The sequence below is a fragment of the Amycolatopsis roodepoortensis genome (assembly GCF_024628825.1).
Taxonomy (GTDB): domain Bacteria; phylum Actinomycetota; class Actinomycetes; order Mycobacteriales; family Pseudonocardiaceae; genus Amycolatopsis; species Amycolatopsis roodepoortensis.
Map to the genome: position 1 here is coordinate 707,775 of NZ_CP102415.1, position 15,560 is coordinate 723,334.

Here is a 15,560-nt window from a genome sequence, read left to right on the forward strand (position 1 = left end):
CGATGCCCCCCATGTCAGGCAGTGACGAACTCGTTGCGCTCTATGACCTCGGCGGAACCGCCGTTGGTGCGGCCACGCGATCCCGGGTCCGCGCCGAAGGGCTTTGGCACGCGGCCGGCGTGGTGTTGGTCCGTTCGGGTGACGGAAACTCCGTTTACGTGCACCTGCGTACTCCCACGAAAGACGTCTATCCCTCCACATGGGACTGCTGGGCGGGCGGCGTCGTGGCGGCGGGCGAGACCCCCGAGGAGTGCGCGCGCCGGGAACTGGCCGAAGAACTCGGTGTTCACGGAGTGGAACTACGGCCGCTTTTCACCCATGTCTACGACGAAGGCACGATCCGCTGCCACAACTTCGCGTTCGAAGCACGCTGGGACGGCCCGTTCGTCCATCAGCCTTCCGAGGTCGTCGAAGGGCGTTGGCTGACGCTCGACGAGTTGCGTTCGTGGCTCGACGATCCTTCGAGCGCGTTCGTGCCGGACGGCCGTCTCGGTGCGCTGGAGTGGTTCCGGCGGGAGAACGCCCGCTAGGCCGAACGGAGGCGCTGCGCGACGATCGGCAGCAGCCGCTTCGCCGCTTCCGTTGCCCTGGCCTCGGTTCCGGCCGTCACGCTGAGGGCGGAGACGAGCTTCCCCTTGGCGAGCAACACCGTGCACGTCGTGCCGTCGCACCAGGCGCGCTGGACCTCGACGCCGGTTTGCTTCGCGAGAGTGAGTTTCCTGCCGTCGCAGTCCGCCCGGAGGACGACGTCCGAAGCGTCACGGTCGGTGTACTCGGTGACCTGATGTTCCAGCGTCGAGCCGCTGGCGTACGACCACGTGGCCGAACGGCTCGTGCCCCGGGTGATCCCGGTCAGACAGCCGGACACCTTGCCCTCACCGGGGACGACCTCCTCCTCGGCGACGTCCTCGTCGGTCAGCAGCGCGGCGGAAACGGCCGCGGGGACGGGAGCCCGGGTCGACGACGGCGGCACCGGGTTGGCCTGCGGCTTGACCGAAGGCTGTGACGGCTCGGCCGCGGGGGTCGGCGTCGGATCGTCGTAGTAGGTGTCGAGATCGTTCGGACGGTCCGCGCAGCCCGACAACCCGAACAGCGCGACCGTCGCCACCGCGAGCACCTGCCGATGACGCACCCTCGAGCCCTCCCGGCTTCCGCCTGACGTTTGCCGCGAGACTAGTCCAGCCCCTCAATGCCAGCCGAGGCAGGATCGGTGCCGCCAGTAGGCGACCGGTTCCTCCGCGAGCGCGGCCAGCTCCGCCAGTTCCTCCTCGGCGAGTTCCACCTTCGCGGCAACGAGATTCTCCGCGAGCTGGGCGGTGCTCGACGGGCCGATGACCGCGATCGGGCGCCAGTCCTGTGCCAGCACCGCCGCGACGGCCACCGCGTCCGGACCCGCTCCGTGCTCCCGCGCGATCCGCGCGAGCGGCACCGGCGGCTCGACCACCAGGCGTCCGTTCGCGACCGTTTCCTTGACCAGTACTCGTTTCCCGGCGGCGTGCGCTTCCGCGAGCGCCGGGCCGGCGGAGGGTTCGAGCAGGTTCCACGTCGATTGCACGGCGCTGAAGACCGGCGTCCCGGACACCTCCAGTTCGAACGCCCGGCGGACCGCGTCGGCCTGCGAAGGCCCGGACGTCGAGAACCCCACCGGCACGCCGTCCGCGGCGAGTTCCGCGAGCGCGCCGATCAGCCGGTCGTCGGTGAACAGTGGACTGTCCACAGTGAGCGAATGGACCTGGTAGAGCGAGATCGCCTTCCCCAGCAGGCCAACGGATTCGGTCCACTGTTCGGAGAGCCTGGCCGCGGTGTGCTCCTTAACCTCGTGCACCTCCGCGTCGAGCTTCCACTCCCCCACGTAGCGGTAGCCCCATTTGCTCGACACGGTGACGTCCGCGTGGCCGCGGTCGGCGAGCCAGCCGGCGAGGAACTCCTCCGAAGAACCATACGAACGGGCGACGTCGATCCAGCGGACGCCCGCGCGGTACGCGTCGTCCAGCACGTCGTAGGTCACCGCGCGCATCGCCTCGAAGTCGCGTCCGGGCGGCAGCGCGTCGACCCGGCCGAGGTTGATGTACGCGGGCCTGCCGAGCGCCGCCAGCCCGACTGCGATCCGGTCGCCGACGGTGGTTTCCGAGTCTGTCACCGGGCTCCTTCGTTCTTGTGGCGGAGGATCGCGAGCCACTGGCTCGAGTTCTGCGCCTGCCGATGGAGCTTTTCGAGGCGCGCCGCCGGAGCCCGAACGTAACCCTTGCCGAAGACGGGCGCGATCTGACGAAGGCTGGCTCCCTCTTCCCTGGCGGCGAGCAGAGCCCAGTCCGACGCGTCGGCGCAGGCCGCGGAGGCGCGGCGCAACTCCCCCAGGATCTCGATGAGCTCGGGGGCGCTCACCTCCCCCGCGCGTACGGCGGCGGCCGTCGTTTCCAGCCATGCCAGGACATCGGCTTCGGTGATCGGCGCGCGCGGGCGCCCGGAAGATTCGCTCACAGCGGGGAAGTATAGGTCGTTATACAGGCGATTCGGGTGACCGCCACGCGCGAGTCGTCGGACACATCGTCCGAAAACCGCTGGAACACCAAAGGATTCCAGGTTTCACTGGGCCCTGACTTGAAGATTCAGGAGAAGGACAATTGGGACGTTTTGGTATCGCGATCCGATTCGCGGCACTCGCGGTCGTCTGGGGTGCGAGTTTTCTGTTCATCAAGGTCGGCCTCACCGGCCTCTCGCCGGCCCAGGTGGCGCTCTCCCGAGTCTGCCTCGGCGCGCTGGCACTGATCGCCATCGCCGCGTGGCGCCGTAAGCCGCTCCCCCGCGATCCGGCGCTCTGGGGTCATCTCGCCGTCGTTTCCGTACTGCTGTGCGTGATCCCGTTCCTGCTGTTCTCCTGGGCCGAGCAGTACATCTCCTCCGGGCTCGCCAGCATCTTCAACGCGACGACGCCGCTGATCACCATGCTCATCGCCGCCGCGGCCCTGCCGTCCGAACGCTTCACCAAGGCCAGGACGACCGGTCTGGTCCTCGGCTTCCTCGGCGTGCTCACCATCGTCGGGGTCTGGCAAGGGATCGACGTCTCCCACGAACTGACCGCGCAGCTGGCGTGCCTGGGCGCGACGACCTGCTACGGCATCTCGTTCGTCTATGTGCGACGGTTCATTTCCTGGCGGAACCTGGACGCGCCGACCATCGCGCTCGGGCAGGTCTGCTGCGGTGCCGTCGTGATGCTGGTGCTCGCGCCGTTCATCGCGACGACGCCGGTGCGCCTCGACACGCCGATCGTCCTCAGCATGATCGCGCTCGGCGCGCTGGGCACCGGGCTCGCCTACGCGTGGAACGCCTCGATCATCGCGGCGTGGGGCGCGTCCAACGCGTCGGCCGTGACCTACCTCACACCTGTCGTGGGTGTGCTGCTCGGCGTTCTCGTGCTCGACGAACCCCTGGCGTGGAACCAGCCCGTCGGCGCGTTGCTCGTCGTCCTGGGAATCCTGGCCGCGCACGGGCGGCTGAGCCCGCGCAAGAAGGTCGAGGAACCCGTACCCGTGTGACACGAAAGGGCCCTTCACCGCGCCACATGCGGTGAAGGGCCCTTTCGGTTCGCGCTACAGGTACTGACCGGTGTTCGTGGCGGTGTCTATCGCCCGCCCCGAATCCTGGTTCTTGCCGGTGACGAGCGTGCGGATGTAGACGATCCGCTCGCCCTTCTTGCCGGAGATCCGGGCCCAGTCGTCCGGGTTGGTGGTGTTGGGCAGGTCCTCGTTCTCCGCGAACTCGTCGACGATCGCGTCCAGCAGATGCTGCACGCGCAGGCCGGGCTGCTTGGTCTCCAGCACCGACTTGATGGCCGACTTCTTCGCCCGGTCCACGATGTTCTGGATCATCGCGCCCGAGTTGAAGTCACGGAAGTACAGGACCTCCTTGTCACCGTTGGCGTAGGTGACCTCGAGGAACCGGTTCTCGTCCGTCTCCTCGTACATCCGCTCGACCGTGTGCTGGATCATCGCGTCGAAGGTCGCGCGCACGTCCCCGCCGAACTCGGCGAGGTCGTCCGCGTGGATCGGCAGGCCGTCGGACAGGTACTTGGAGAAGATGTCCTTCGCGCCTTCGGCGTCCGGACGCTCGATCTTGATCTTGACGTCGAGCCGGCCCGGCCGCAGGATCGCCGGGTCGATCATGTCCTCGCGGTTGGAGGCGCCGATGACGATGACGTTCTCCAGCCCTTCCACACCGTCGATCTCCGAAAGCAGCTGCGGGACGATCGTGGTCTCCACGTCGGAGGACACGCCCGAACCGCGGGTGCGGAAGATCGAGTCCATCTCGTCGAAGAACACGATCACCGGGGTGCCTTCGGAGGCCTTTTCCCTGGCTCGCTGGAAGATCAGGCGGATGTGCCGCTCGGTCTCCCCGACGAACTTGTTCAGCAGTTCCGGACCCTTGATGTTCAGGAAGTAGGACTTCCCGTCCGCCGCGTCGCCGCGGGCTTCCGCGACCTTCTTGGCGAGCGAGTTGGCCACCGCCTTGGCGATGAGGGTCTTACCGCAGCCAGGAGGCCCGTAGAGCAGCACGCCCTTCGGCGGGCGCAGCTGGTACTCCTGGTAGAGATCAGCGTGCAGGAACGGAAGCTCGACGGCGTCGCGGATCTGCTCGATCTGCCGGGTGAGGCCACCGATGTCCTCGTAGCGGACGTCGGGCACCTCCTCCAGCACGAGATCCTCGACCTCCGCCTTCGGCACGCGCTCGTAGGCGTAACCGGCTTTCGAGTCCACCAGCAGGGAATCGCCCGGCTTGAGGGGCTGTTCGGCCAGCGGATCGGAGAGCAGGACGACCCGCTCCTCGTCCGCGTGCCCGACCACGAGCGCACGGGGGCTGCCGCCCTCGACGTCCGGGGCCAGCACCTCGCGCAGCGCGCAGACCTCGCCGATCCGCTCGAAGTCACCGCCTTCGACGACGGTGAGCGCCTCGTTGAGCCGCAACGCCTGTCCGCGCTGAAGCGACGAGACCTCGACCGCGGGTGAGACCGAGACCCGCATCTTGCGGCCCGCGGTGAACACGTCCACCGTGTTGTCCTCGTACGCGGTCACGAACACGCCGTAACCGCTCGGAGGCTGGGCCAGCCTGTCGACCTCCTCTCGCAACGCGAGCAACTGGCCACGCGCCTCGCGGAGCGTCTCGACCAGTTTCGTGTTGCGTTCCGTGAGTTGGCTCACGCGTTCCGACGCCTCGGCGAGTCGCTGCTCCAGCACTCGGTTCTGACGTGGCGAATCGGTGAGCTTCCGGCGCAGCAGTGCGACTTCCTCCTCGAGGAAGCGGATTTGACGTGCCTGCTCGTCGGACGTGGTTCCAGCTCCGGTCGTTTCTGAAGGGTCGGCCTCCTCGCGCCGACCTCCGGGAAGGTCATGATGCATCGGGCACCTCCTCGGAGTGCTTTTCATTCCACGGTACCGGCGATCACCGACAATAAAAGGCCTTTCCGCATCACAAGATCGGCGCGTCGCGTTCCGGAGGGCCCGCCAGCACGTACGTTCCCGCCGCGCAAGAGGCCATCCCGGTGCCGGGTCCGGCGCACTCATGGTCACAATCCGTCCACCTGCCCTGACCTGCGGCGGAATACCCGGCTCCGTCCGGGTGCAAACGGGATTCCGGTATCAGTTCGGCCCTAATCGAGCGGCGATCCGGCTCGATGGCTAGCATCGGGCGACGTTCGCCGGGGAGGCGGACCCGCAGGTCATGTTGAGCATTTTCGCAGAACAGCTAGGGGGCACCAGCCATGACTTACCCGCCGCAGCAGCCCGGCGGCTACGGACAAGATCCGTACGGCCAGCAGGGCGGGTACCCGCAGAGCGGCCCCCAGCCGCAACAGGGATACCCCGGTGGCGGCCAGTACGGACAGGACCCGTACGGCCAGCAACAAGGCGGCTACCCGCAGAGCGGTCCTCAGCCCCAGCAGGGATACCCCGGCGGCACGCAGCAGTTCGGCCAGCCGGATCCGTACGGGCAGCAGGGCGGCTTCAACGCTTACCCGCAGGAAGGCGGTTACGGCGGCGGAGAGCCACCCAAGAAAAAGAAGACCGGCCTGATCGTCGGCATCGCGATCGGTGCGGTCCTGCTGGTCGGTGGCGGTGTCACCGCGCTGGTCATCGCGCTGAACTCGGGCGACGACAGCCAGACCGCCGCGCCGCCCAGCAGCAGCGCAGCCCCGTCGGAGGCCCCGTCCTCGTCGTCGCAGAAGCCGAGCTCGACCCGGACCAGGTCCAGCTCGCCGAGCACTTCGTCGACCAAGAGCTCAGGTCCGGCGCCCGGCGGCAAGGCCACCCCGCAGGAAGTCTTCGAAAGTGCCGCGACCTCCTACAGCGCGGGCGACAAGAAGACGTTCCTCGACCTGATCTGCCGCAGCGAGAACACCAAGGACGAGGGCAAGCCGCTCGACCCCATCAAGCTCGAGATCACCGAGCCCGCCAAGGAAAGCGGCGACCGGGCGACCGGCCGTTACCGCGCCACCCAGGGCACCAAGATGGCGGAGGGCACCATCACGGCGGCCAAGGAATCGAACCTGTGGTGCCTCAAGGACATCAAGGCCGACAAGAAGTGACCTGTCCGTGACGGTGAGCCACAAGCTGACCGCCGTGGCGGTGGTTTGTGGCGCGGTCGTGGCCGGGGTCGTGGTGGGGCTGCTGCTGGTGGCCCCCTCCGGCTCCGACCCGGCCGCGTCGAGCACCGGCGCGCCCTCGCCACCACCGGCTTCGTCCCGTCCGGTTCCGGTGGATCCGGACGTGGCGGCGGTCGAGGTGGTTGGCAAGGCGATCGCGGCGGCCATCGTCAACCACGACGCGACGGCGTTCGGGAAACTCACCTGCGTCCAGCAGTCGTCGGCCGATCTGGCCGAGCTCGGCCGGAAATGGGCGGCGGCGGGCAAGGTGACCGCGACCGTCCCCGATCCGCCCGTGGTCAGCGGCGATTCCGCCACCGTGACCGTCCACGTCGAAGGCGTCGGCGGTCAGAAGGACACACCGTTCCCGCTCAGGAAGCAGGACGGAAAGTGGTGCGTGCCCTGACGTTCCGGGGTTCTCCTGGGTTCTGCTGAGGGCTGGGCCTGGCCCGGACGTTGCGAAAGCCACTTTCGCAACGTTGAGGGTTGCGAAAGTGGCTTTCGCAACATCGGGCGTGGCTGTCCCGCACCGCCCCGGCGATCATGTCGCGAAAGCCACTTTCGAGACGTCTGGTGTCCCGAAGGTGGCTTTCGCGACGCCACCTCCAGAACCCGGAAGCCGGCAGGAACCCAAGACCCCACCCGAAACGCCACTCAAGACCGGCTTTACCGATCAGCCCTTGCCGGAGCGGCGGTGCACCCGCGGCGAGACGGTGCCGTCCGCGAGACGGCGTGCCGTCAGCAGGAACGCGGTGTGCGCGACCATCCGGTGGTCCGGCCGCACCGCCAGGCTCACGACGTGCCAAGGCCGCATGAGGGTCTCCCACGACTCCGGCTCGGTCCAGCACTGCTGGTCCCGCAGGGCTTCGGTGATCCGCGAAAGCTGTGTGACCGTCGCCACATAGACCGTGAGCACGCCGCCCGGAACCAGGTGCGCGGCGACCGTCTCCAGCTGGTCCCAGGGCGCCAGCATGTCGAGGACGACGCGGTCCACCTCGCCGGTGTGCGTCGACAGGTCCGCGACCGTCAGCGACCAGTTGTCCGGCTTGTGCCCGAAGAACTTCTCGACGTTCCGCTCGGCGTGTTCGGCGTGGTCGTCGCGGATCTCGTAGGACTGCACGGTCCCTTCCGAACCGACCGCCCGCAGCAGCGAACAAGTCAGCGCACCGGAGCCGGCACCCGCTTCGAGCACCCGCGCGCCCGGGAAGATGTCGCCCCACATCACGATCTGCGCGGCGTCCTTCGGGTAGATCACCTGCGCGCCACGCGGCATCGACAACACGTAGTCCGGCAGCAGCGGGCGAAGCGCCAGATAGTGGCTGCCGCCCGCCGAAGTGACGACCGAACCCTCCTGCGCGCCGATCACGTCGTCGTGCGCCAGCGCACCCCGATGGGTGTGATACTGCTGTCCCTCGGCGAGGACCATGGTGTAGTGCCGCCCCTTGGAGTCGGTCAGCTGAACCCGGTCACCAACACGAAACGGCCCTCGGACCGACACTGAACCTCCATACGCGCGAACACAGATCGACGACCGATCCTCGCAGGTGGCCGTACCGCGCTACGCCGGGGGTCGGCTCCGGGTCATCGCGGCGCGCAGGTCTTCGCGCCTGAGCACCCCCGCGGGCCTGCCCTCGTCGTCCACCACGAGGAACTGCCACGCGGCCGTTTCCCGGACCCGCTCGGCGATCTCCTCCCCCGACTCCGACGAAAGCAGCACGGTGTCGGCGCGGATCGGCTCGGCGGCCATCTCCGCGGGCGCGTGCGGCGACGTCCCGGCGAGCTGCGCGGCGGCCGTCTCGTCGAGCAGGCCCACCGCGACGCCGTCGGCTCGCACGAGGACCACCCCGCGGCCCGCCGAAGCGGCCAGCGCGTCCGAGACGGGGCTTTCCGCCGGCAACTGGAGGACGGGGCGGACGAGTTCGCTCAGCCGCACGCCTTCCGGCCATCCCCGGCGGGTTTCGGCGGCGAGTTCGCTTCGGGCGCCGAGGACCACGAACCACGCCGTCACGACGCAGACACCGAGCCGGAGCCAGCGGTCCTCGCTGCCCGCCGCCAAGCCCCACAGCGCCCAGACGACCAGTCCGGCGGCGACGATCCCGCCACCGACGACCGCCGCCCGCGTGCCCTTCTCGCGGCGCCCGGTCGCCGCCCAGACCCCGGCGCGGACCAGGCGGCCGCCGTCGAGCGGAAGGCCGGGAAGGAGGTTGAAGATCCCGACGGCGAAGTTCGCGACGGCGCATTCGGCGATCAGCAGCCACGCCGCGCTTTCCGAGGGGACGGCGAACATCAGCAGACCGCAGAAACCGCCGAGCAGCAGCGAAACGATCGGTCCCGCGGCGGCGACGAGCCCTTCCTGCCTCGGCTCGCGGGGTGTCCTGGCGACCTCGGAGAGGCCACCGAGCAGGAACAGCCGCAGGCGCCGGACCGGGATGCCGAGCCGCAGCGCGACCAGGCAGTGCCCGAGCTCGTGCGCGAGCACCGAGAGTCCGAGAAGGACCGCGAACGCGGCCGCCAGGAGCCAGGAGGTCAGCGTCGTCGCGCCGGGCAGGATCCGGCCGACCAGTGGCGTGTACAGCACCACGATGATCAGGGAGCCGATCCACCACGAAGGGGCCAGCAGCACGGGGATCCCGGAGACCCGGAACAGCAGGAGCCCACCCTCCGGTGCCACGCCTCGTCGAGGCGGGCCCTGCTCACCCGTCACCGCCATGTGTCAGAGCGTAGATGCCCGGATGTGGGCTGCCCGTAACCCGCCCGTCCCGTCCGGGTGGTGTCGGTCATGCCACTCCGGTGCGTCGCGGTCCCGGAACTGTCGGTACCCGGCGATACGCTCACCCCATGCCCGACACCGACACGGTCACCGCCGATCCGCCGCCCGGCGCCGAAGTCCCGCGCCGTCGGCCGGCCCTGTCCCCGTCGCGTGCCAGCGACTTCAAGCAGTGCCCGCTGCTCTACCGCTTCCGCGCGGTCGACAGACTGCCCGAGATCCCGACGAAGGCCCAGCTGCGCGGCACGCTGGTGCATTCGGTGCTGGAGCGCCTGTTCTCCCTTCCCCAGGCCGATCGCACGCCGCCGCAGGCCAAGGAGCTGCTCGCGCCGGCGTGGGAGGACCTGTCCGCGGAACGTCCGGAATGGATCGAGCTGTTCGACCAGGACGACCCCGAAGCCGTCACCTCGTGGCTCTCGTCGGCCGAGCAGCTCGTCGACACCTACTTCGGCCTGGAGGATCCGCGCCGTCTGGAGCCGGAGGCGTGCGAGCTGCACGTCGAGATCGAACTCGGCTCCGGAGTGCTGCTCCGGGGCTACGTCGACAGGCTGGACGTCGCGCCGACCGGCGAGATCCGCGTCGTCGACTACAAGACCGGCGCAGCGCCCCGCGAGATCGGCGAGGCCAAGGCGATGTTCCAGATGAAGTTCTACGCCGTGGTCCTGTGGCGGCTTCGCGGCGTCGTGCCGCGTCAGCTGAAACTGATGTACCTCACCGACGGGCAATCCCTCGCCTACACGCCGGACGAGGGCGAGCTGATCCGCTTCGAGCGCACGCTGGAGGCGATCTGGCAGGCGATCCTCAAAGCGGGCAAGACCGGCGATTTCCGCCCCAATCCGAGCAAACTCTGCGCGTGGTGCGATCACCAGGCGCTCTGCCCGCAGTACGGCGGCACTCCCCCGCCGTATCCCGGCTGGCCGGAGCCCGATCCCGGGGAAGAGTCCGTATTGGACCGTGCGGACTAGGCCGTGCCCCGGTGAGTCCGTTCGATGGGCTTCGTGATCCAGGTGGTTCCTGGCGGTGCGGGCGGTGCCGCGTGGGCGCGGAGACCACGAACAAGACTCACCGGGCACGGCCTAGAGTGCCCTTGTGACAGAAGCCTTCTACGTGCCGTCGGGTGACGGCGTCTTCCTCCCGACCCCGCACACCGCCGGCCCTTGGACCCCCGATGCGCAGCACTTCGGGCCGCCATCGGCGTTGCTGGTCCGCGCGCTCGAAGAGGTCGAGGCGCCGCACGCGAGTCAGCTGGCGCGGGTGACGGTCGAGATCCTCGGGCCCGCGCCGCTGAAGGAGCTTTCGGTGCGGGCGTGGGTGGAGCGGCCGGGCCGGTCGGTCGAGTGGCTGGTGGCCGAGCTCGCCCACGGTGAGCGGGTCGTCGCCCGTGCGTCGGCCTGGCGCATCGCGACCTCGGACACCACGGCGGTGGCCACCGCGGAAGGTCCGGCGCTGCCTTCGCCGGAGGGGCTGCCGGCCTCCTCTTGGCCGGAGGGCTGGCACGGCGGGTACCTCGACGCCGTCGAGTGGCGGCGCGTCAAGGGCGCGCTGGACGCGGCGGGGCCGGCCACCGTCTGGGGCCGTCAGCGCGTCGCCCTCGTCGACGGGGAGAAGCCGAGCCCGCTGCAACGGCTGTTCGTCCTCGCGGACTCCGGCAACGGGATCTCGAACTTCCTGGACCCGCGGGAGTGGTGGTTCATCAACTCGGAGCTGACGGTGCACCTCCGCCGCCCGCCGCTGGGCGACTGGATCGGCGTCGACGCGGCCACCCTGGTCGGCCCGAACGGCATCGGGACGGCGACCACCACGCTGCACGACGCCTCGGGCCCCATCGCCTCCGGAGCGCAGGCCCTCCTGGTGCGACCGCGACAGGCGGGCTGATAGACGCGCTTTCTCGGCGGGTTTCCAATAGCCTTCCCGGAACAACAGACACAGGGAGCGCTTCGGCATGCAGATCACCTCGGTGGTCAACCAGAAAGGCGGGGTCGGCAAGACCTCACTCAGCGTGGGCGCGGCGGCCGCACTGGCCGAACGTGGCCGCCGGGTGCTGCTGATCGACCTCGACCCACAGGGCCACGCGACCACCGAACTCCTCGGGCTGGACGAGGTGGCGCACGACATGCCCAGCCTGGCGAAAGCCCTGACCAAGGTGTGGAAGGGGCCGATCGAGGAACTCGCCGTGCGGCATCCGCGCAGCAACCTCGGCCGGGGCGGCGCGTTCGACGTCATCCCGACCTCGCCGGGCATGTTCGACCTGATCCGCAGGCTGGACCAGTTCCGGGTACCGGGCTGGCAACTGGCCAGGGTCATCCAGTTCGCGAACTACGACCACATCATCATCGACTGCCCGCCCGCGCTCGACGTCCTGACCAACAACGCGCTCGCCGCTTCGCACGGGATCCTCGTGCCGGTGCAGCCGGACCGGACGAGTATCCGGGCCCTGCGCCTGCTTTCGGACCAGGTGCGTTACGTCGAACAGACCGTCGGCCGTCCGCCGATCGCCTACTACGGTCTCGTACCCGGTCTGTACCGCCGCCCGATCTCGCACTACGCGGCCGCGGCTTTGCAGGAGTTGTACGCGTTCGGGATCCCGATGCTGTCGCACGTCCCGCTCGGCGTCGTGATGAACGAGGCCGCCGCGCACGGCGTGCCGGTGACGACCTACGCGCCGGAAACCTTGCAGGCGCTGTCGTTCCGGGAGATCGCGGAGACATTGGACGGCTATCTGCAGAACTATCCGGCCGCGGCGATCGTGCCCGCGGACGAGGAGTTCGTCTTCGAGGACTTCATCACCGAGGTGTCGGTGACCCGCAGCGCGAAGGACAACGGGACGCGCAAGAAGCTCTACGACCTCATGCCCAAGAAACCCAACCGGCCCCGGTAGCTTCCGCGCGTGAAGGCCCCCTTCCCTCGGCTGAGCCGAGGGAAGGGGGCCTTCACGCGCGGCACCGGTGTCAGAGGCGGCAGGCCCGGATGTCCGAAGCCAGGACGGCCTTGGCGCCGGTCTCGGCGAGTTCGTCCATGATCCGGTTGACCTCCTTGCGCGGCACCATCGCCCGCACGGCCACCCAGTCGTCGTGGGCCAGCGGCGCGACGGTCGGCGACTCGAGCCCCGGCGTGATCGCGATGGCCGCGTCGAGCAGCGAACGCGGGCAGTCGTAGTCCAGCATCATGTAGTGCTGGGCGAAGACGACTCCCTGCAGCCGTGCCTTCAGCTGGTCCTTCGGCCGGGTGTGCTCGGTGCCCGCCCGCTGCAGCAACACCGCCTCCGACACGCAGATCGGATCCCCGAAGGCCACGAGGTTGTGCTGGCGCAGCGAACGTCCGGACTCGACGACGTCCGCGATGGCGTCGGCGACGCCGAGCTGGATCGAGATCTCGACGGCGCCGTCGAGGCGGATGACCTCCGCCTCCACCCCGTGCTGCTTCAGGTTCTCGCGCACGAGGCGCGGGTACGACGTCGCGAGCCGCTTGCCCTGCAGGTCTTCGGCCTTCCACTCCCGGCCCGCGGGTGCGGCGTACCGGAAGGTGGAACCGCCGAAGCCCAGCCCGAGGATCTCCTCGACCGGGGCGCCGGAGTCGAGCGCGAGGTCGCGGCCGGTGATGCCGAGATCCAGCTCGCCGGAGCCGACGTAGATCGCGATGTCCTTGGGACGCAAGAAGAAGAACTCGACCTCGTTGACGGTGTCCAGCACGGTCAGGTCGCGGGCCTCATGTCGCCTGCGGTAGCCGGCCTCTCCGAGCATCTCCGACGCGGCGGCGGCGAGGGCTCCCTTGTTCGGCACGGCGACACGCAGCATTGCTTCTCCTTGGTTCTCCGGACGCGAACGCGTCACAGGTACCGGTACACGTCCTCTGTCGACAGTCCTCGGCCGAGCATGAGCACCTGTACGCGGTACAGCAGCTGTGAGATCTCCTCGGCGAGCCTGTCGTCGGATTCGTGCTCGGCGGCGATCCACACCTCGCCCGCCTCTTCGAGCACCTTCTTGCCCTGCGCGTGCACTCCCGCGTCGAGCGCGGCGACGGTGCCGGAACCGTCGGGCCGCGTGCGGGCGCGGTCGGCAAGCTCGGCGAACAGCTCATCGAAGGTCTTCACAGTCTGGAGATCCTTCCATCCGCGCCCGCGCCGCGCTGCCCCGGGCCGGTGTGGTGCCGGTCGCGTCACACTTCAGAACAGCGCCGCACCGCCTCGCTCGAAGTCGAGCAGCTGCCGCTTCCGTTCGACGCCGCCGCCGTACCCGGTGAGATCGCCGGTGGAGCCGATCACCCGATGGCACGGCACGATGATGCTGATCGGGTTCTTCCCGTTCGCGAGGCCGACCGCGCGCGACGCGGTGGGCCTGCCGAGCCGGTCGGCGAGCTGCCCGTAGGAGACCGTCTCGCCATACGGGATCCCGAGCAGCCCTTCCCAGACCATCCGCTGGAACGCGGTCCCGCCGAAGCTCAGCGGGAGATCGAAGTCCTGGCGCTGACCGGCGAAATACTCCTTCAGCTGTTTCTCGGTGTCCACGAAGATCGGCAAGCCCGGATCCGGATGTCCGAACGTCTCCTCCGCCGGGCGATGGCGCTGCTGGACCATGTACACCCCGCAGAGGCTTTCGCCGTCCGCGACCAGGGTCAGCTTGTCGTACGGGCTGTCGATGACGGTGTGCGTGCGCATGGCGCTCCTCGGAACTCAGGCGGCGGGCAGCCGGTTGATGGGGTGATCTCCGGTCGCCCAGAGGTGTTGTACGGCGTAGGCGCGCCACGGGCGCCAGCGTTCGGCGTGCGCGGCGAACGCGGCCGGGCCGAGCCCGAGGCCCTTCGCGGCGACCTTGACGCCGAGGTCGGTCGGCAGGAAGGCGTCCGGGTCACCGAGCGAGCGCATCGCGATGCTCTCCACGGTCCACGGGCCGAAGCCGGGCAGCGCGTGCAGTCGCTCGCGGGCTCGCTGCCAGTCGCTTCCCGCGCCGAGGTCGAGGTCGCCTTCGTTCAGTTCGGCCACGAGGCCGAGCAGGGTCCGCTTGCGGCTCTGCGGCATCGCGAGGCTTTCCGGGTCGATGTCCGCGAGCGCGGCGGCGTCCGGGAAGACGTGCGTCAGGCCGCCGTCGGGGTCGTCGATCGCGGCACCGTGCGCGAGGACCAGCCTGGCGGCGTGGGTGCGGGCCGCGGCGGTGGACACCTGCTGGCCCAGGACCGCGCGTACGGCGAATTCGTCGCCGTCGACCGTCCTCGGCACCCGTCTGCCCGGCGCGGCGGCCACGAGGGGCGCGAGCAGCGGGTCCGCCGCCAGCGCTTCGTCGACCGCGACCGGATCGGCGTCGAGGTCGAGCAGGCGACGGCAACGACTGATCGCGGTCGAGAGGTCCCGCAGGTCCGACAGGGTGAGCCGGCAGCCGATGTAGCCGTCCTCCGGCTTGAGGGCGACGACGGCGGGGCCGTGCGGGAGCCGCAGGGTGCGGCGATACGCGCCGTCGCGCCATTCCTCGACACCGGGAACGCCTGTCGCGACGAGATGCCCGAACAGGTTGTCCGGGAACAACGGCTTCCGGTACGGCAGGCGCAGGTTCAGCGTCCCGGGCGCGGTGGCGGGCGCGGTCCGGACCCGAGCCCGCAGTTCCGTCGGGGACAGCGCGAAGACCTCGCGGACGGTGTCGTTGAAGGTCCGGACGCTGCCGAACCCCGCGGCGAGGGCGACGTCGATCATCGACAGCCCGGTCGTCTCGATCAGCAGCCGCGCCGTCTGCGCCCGCTGGGCGCGGGCGAGGCTGAGCGGGCCCGCGCCGAGTTCGGCGCGCACATGGCGCTCCACCTGCCGGACGCTGTAGCCCAGCCGGGCGGCCAGCCCGCGCACGCCGTCGGTGTCGACGACGCCGTCGGCGATCAGCCGCATCGCCCTGGCCACCAGGTCCGCGCGCTCGTTCCACTGCGGCGAACCCGGGCTCGCGTCCGGACGGCAGCGCTTGCACGCCCGGAACCCGGCCTCCTGCGCGGCCGCCGCGCTCGGGTAGAACGTCATGTTCTCCGGTTTGGGCGGGACGACCGGGCAGCTCGCCCGGCAGTAGATCCGCGTCGTCAGGACCGCGGTGAAGAACCAGCCGTCGAACCGGGCGTCGTTCGACTGGACCGCCCGGACACAGCGTTCGAAATCCTCATGCACCCGGCAAGCATCACCGACCGCACGGG

Annotated in this window: 17 protein-coding genes; 7 read left to right on the forward strand and 10 right to left on the reverse strand. The window is 69.5% G+C overall.

Annotated elements, in window-relative coordinates; all coding sequences use genetic code 11:
* The first annotated feature begins 11 nt into the window (after window positions 1–11).
* Window positions 12–530 carry an NUDIX hydrolase gene (locus tag NQK81_RS03500; protein ID WP_126731996.1) on the forward strand — a complete coding sequence of 173 codons (519 nt, stop codon included), beginning with the start codon at window positions 12–14 and terminating at the stop codon, window positions 528–530.
* Here NQK81_RS03500 and NQK81_RS03505 read toward each other — a convergent pair.
* Genes NQK81_RS03505 through NQK81_RS03515 form a run of 3 tightly spaced genes read right to left on the reverse strand, consistent with a single transcriptional unit; the run spans window position 527 to window position 2,481 of the window.
* On the reverse strand, window positions 527–1,132 hold the full coding sequence (locus NQK81_RS03505) for a hypothetical protein (RefSeq protein ID WP_257487019.1): 606 nt from the start codon (window positions 1,130–1,132) through the stop codon (window positions 527–529). The two genes, NQK81_RS03500 and NQK81_RS03505, sit on opposite strands and share 4 nt — an antisense overlap.
* Window positions 1,133–1,186: 54 nt before the next feature.
* Window positions 1,187–2,140: an aldo/keto reductase gene (locus NQK81_RS03510; RefSeq protein WP_257487020.1), complete on the reverse strand. Its 954-nt coding sequence runs from the start codon at window positions 2,138–2,140 to the stop codon at window positions 1,187–1,189.
* Complete coding sequence (locus NQK81_RS03515) at window positions 2,137–2,481, reverse strand: hypothetical protein (protein WP_125678154.1); 345 nt, start codon at window positions 2,479–2,481, stop codon at window positions 2,137–2,139. Before NQK81_RS03515 ends, NQK81_RS03510 begins: the two co-directional genes overlap by 4 nt.
* A gap of 143 nt (window positions 2,482–2,624) precedes the next feature.
* On the opposite strand from NQK81_RS03515, the gene NQK81_RS03520 reads away from it, so the two are divergent.
* Window positions 2,625–3,536 (forward strand): DMT family transporter, encoded by a 912-nt coding sequence (locus tag NQK81_RS03520; RefSeq protein ID WP_126732001.1) that lies wholly within the window; start codon window positions 2,625–2,627, stop codon window positions 3,534–3,536.
* A gap of 54 nt (window positions 3,537–3,590) precedes the next feature.
* On the opposite strand, the gene arc is transcribed toward NQK81_RS03520, so the two are convergent.
* Entirely contained in the window at window positions 3,591–5,393 is a 1,803-nt protein-coding gene (gene arc, locus NQK81_RS03525) for a proteasome ATPase (RefSeq protein WP_126732003.1), read from the reverse strand.
* Window positions 5,394–5,755: 362 nt separating this feature from the next.
* Here arc and NQK81_RS03530 point away from each other — a divergent pair, with 362 nt between their 5' ends.
* Both NQK81_RS03530 and NQK81_RS03535 read left to right on the forward strand, forming a co-directional pair.
* Window positions 5,756–6,577, forward strand: a complete 822-nt coding sequence (locus tag NQK81_RS03530; RefSeq protein WP_126732004.1) for a hypothetical protein — start codon at window positions 5,756–5,758, stop codon at window positions 6,575–6,577.
* A gap of 7 nt (window positions 6,578–6,584) precedes the next feature.
* Window positions 6,585–7,040 (forward strand): hypothetical protein, encoded by a 456-nt coding sequence (locus NQK81_RS03535; protein WP_257487021.1) that lies wholly within the window; start codon window positions 6,585–6,587, stop codon window positions 7,038–7,040.
* A 267-nt stretch (window positions 7,041–7,307) separates the two neighbouring features.
* On the opposite strand, the gene NQK81_RS03540 is transcribed toward NQK81_RS03535, so the two are convergent.
* Entirely contained in the window at window positions 7,308–8,132 is an 825-nt protein-coding gene (locus NQK81_RS03540; RefSeq protein WP_007035384.1) for a tRNA (adenine-N1)-methyltransferase, read from the reverse strand.
* Between the two features lie 60 nt (window positions 8,133–8,192).
* On the reverse strand, window positions 8,193–9,344 hold the full coding sequence (locus NQK81_RS03545) for a M50 family metallopeptidase (protein ID WP_257487022.1): 1,152 nt from the start codon (window positions 9,342–9,344) through the stop codon (window positions 8,193–8,195).
* Window positions 9,345–9,472: 128 nt separating this feature from the next.
* Here NQK81_RS03545 and NQK81_RS03550 point away from each other — a divergent pair, with 128 nt between their 5' ends.
* The 3 genes from NQK81_RS03550 to NQK81_RS03560 all read left to right on the forward strand — a co-directional run bounded on the left by NQK81_RS03550 (window position 9,473) and on the right by NQK81_RS03560 (window position 12,279).
* Window positions 9,473–10,366 carry a RecB family exonuclease gene (locus tag NQK81_RS03550; RefSeq protein WP_005150226.1) on the forward strand — a complete coding sequence of 298 codons (894 nt, stop codon included), beginning with the start codon at window positions 9,473–9,475 and terminating at the stop codon, window positions 10,364–10,366.
* Between the two features lie 124 nt (window positions 10,367–10,490).
* A complete protein-coding gene (locus tag NQK81_RS03555; RefSeq protein ID WP_257487023.1) occupies window positions 10,491–11,276 on the forward strand; it encodes a thioesterase family protein in 786 nt (261 codons plus the stop codon).
* 67 nt (window positions 11,277–11,343) lie between these two features.
* A complete protein-coding gene (locus tag NQK81_RS03560; RefSeq protein WP_257487024.1) occupies window positions 11,344–12,279 on the forward strand; it encodes a ParA family protein in 936 nt (311 codons plus the stop codon).
* Window positions 12,280–12,349: 70 nt separating this feature from the next.
* Here NQK81_RS03560 and hisG read toward each other — a convergent pair whose 3' ends face one another.
* The 4 genes from hisG to NQK81_RS03580 all read right to left on the reverse strand — a co-directional run bounded on the left by hisG (window position 12,350) and on the right by NQK81_RS03580 (window position 15,534).
* A complete protein-coding gene (gene hisG, locus NQK81_RS03565) occupies window positions 12,350–13,195 on the reverse strand; it encodes an ATP phosphoribosyltransferase (RefSeq protein WP_126732010.1) in 846 nt (281 codons plus the stop codon).
* 32 nt (window positions 13,196–13,227) lie between these two features.
* On the reverse strand, window positions 13,228–13,491 hold the full coding sequence (locus NQK81_RS03570) for a phosphoribosyl-ATP diphosphatase (protein ID WP_034306611.1): 264 nt from the start codon (window positions 13,489–13,491) through the stop codon (window positions 13,228–13,230).
* A gap of 72 nt (window positions 13,492–13,563) precedes the next feature.
* On the reverse strand, window positions 13,564–14,055 hold the full coding sequence (locus tag NQK81_RS03575; protein WP_257487025.1) for a methylated-DNA--[protein]-cysteine S-methyltransferase: 492 nt from the start codon (window positions 14,053–14,055) through the stop codon (window positions 13,564–13,566).
* 15 nt (window positions 14,056–14,070) lie between these two features.
* Window positions 14,071–15,534 carry an AlkA N-terminal domain-containing protein gene (locus NQK81_RS03580; RefSeq protein WP_257487026.1) on the reverse strand — a complete coding sequence of 488 codons (1,464 nt, stop codon included), beginning with the start codon at window positions 15,532–15,534 and terminating at the stop codon, window positions 14,071–14,073.
* Window positions 15,535–15,560: the final 26 nt, after the last annotated feature.

Coding starts and splice junctions, on each gene's coding strand:
- arc (WP_126732003.1), bottom strand. CDS start 5,393: ATGCATCATGACCTTCCCGGAGGTCGGCGCGAGGAGGCCGACCCTTCA.
- NQK81_RS03545 (WP_257487022.1), bottom strand. CDS start 9,344: ATGGCGGTGACGGGTGAGCAGGGCCCGCCTCGACGAGGCGTGGCACCG.
- NQK81_RS03575 (WP_257487025.1), bottom strand. CDS start 14,055: ATGCGCACGCACACCGTCATCGACAGCCCGTACGACAAGCTGACCCTG.
- NQK81_RS03560 (WP_257487024.1), top strand. CDS start 11,344: ATGCAGATCACCTCGGTGGTCAACCAGAAAGGCGGGGTCGGCAAGACC.
- hisG (WP_126732010.1), bottom strand. CDS start 13,195: ATGCTGCGTGTCGCCGTGCCGAACAAGGGAGCCCTCGCCGCCGCCGCG.
- NQK81_RS03530 (WP_126732004.1), top strand. CDS start 5,756: ATGACTTACCCGCCGCAGCAGCCCGGCGGCTACGGACAAGATCCGTAC.
- NQK81_RS03500 (WP_126731996.1), top strand. CDS start 12: ATGTCAGGCAGTGACGAACTCGTTGCGCTCTATGACCTCGGCGGAACC.
- NQK81_RS03550 (WP_005150226.1), top strand. CDS start 9,473: ATGCCCGACACCGACACGGTCACCGCCGATCCGCCGCCCGGCGCCGAA.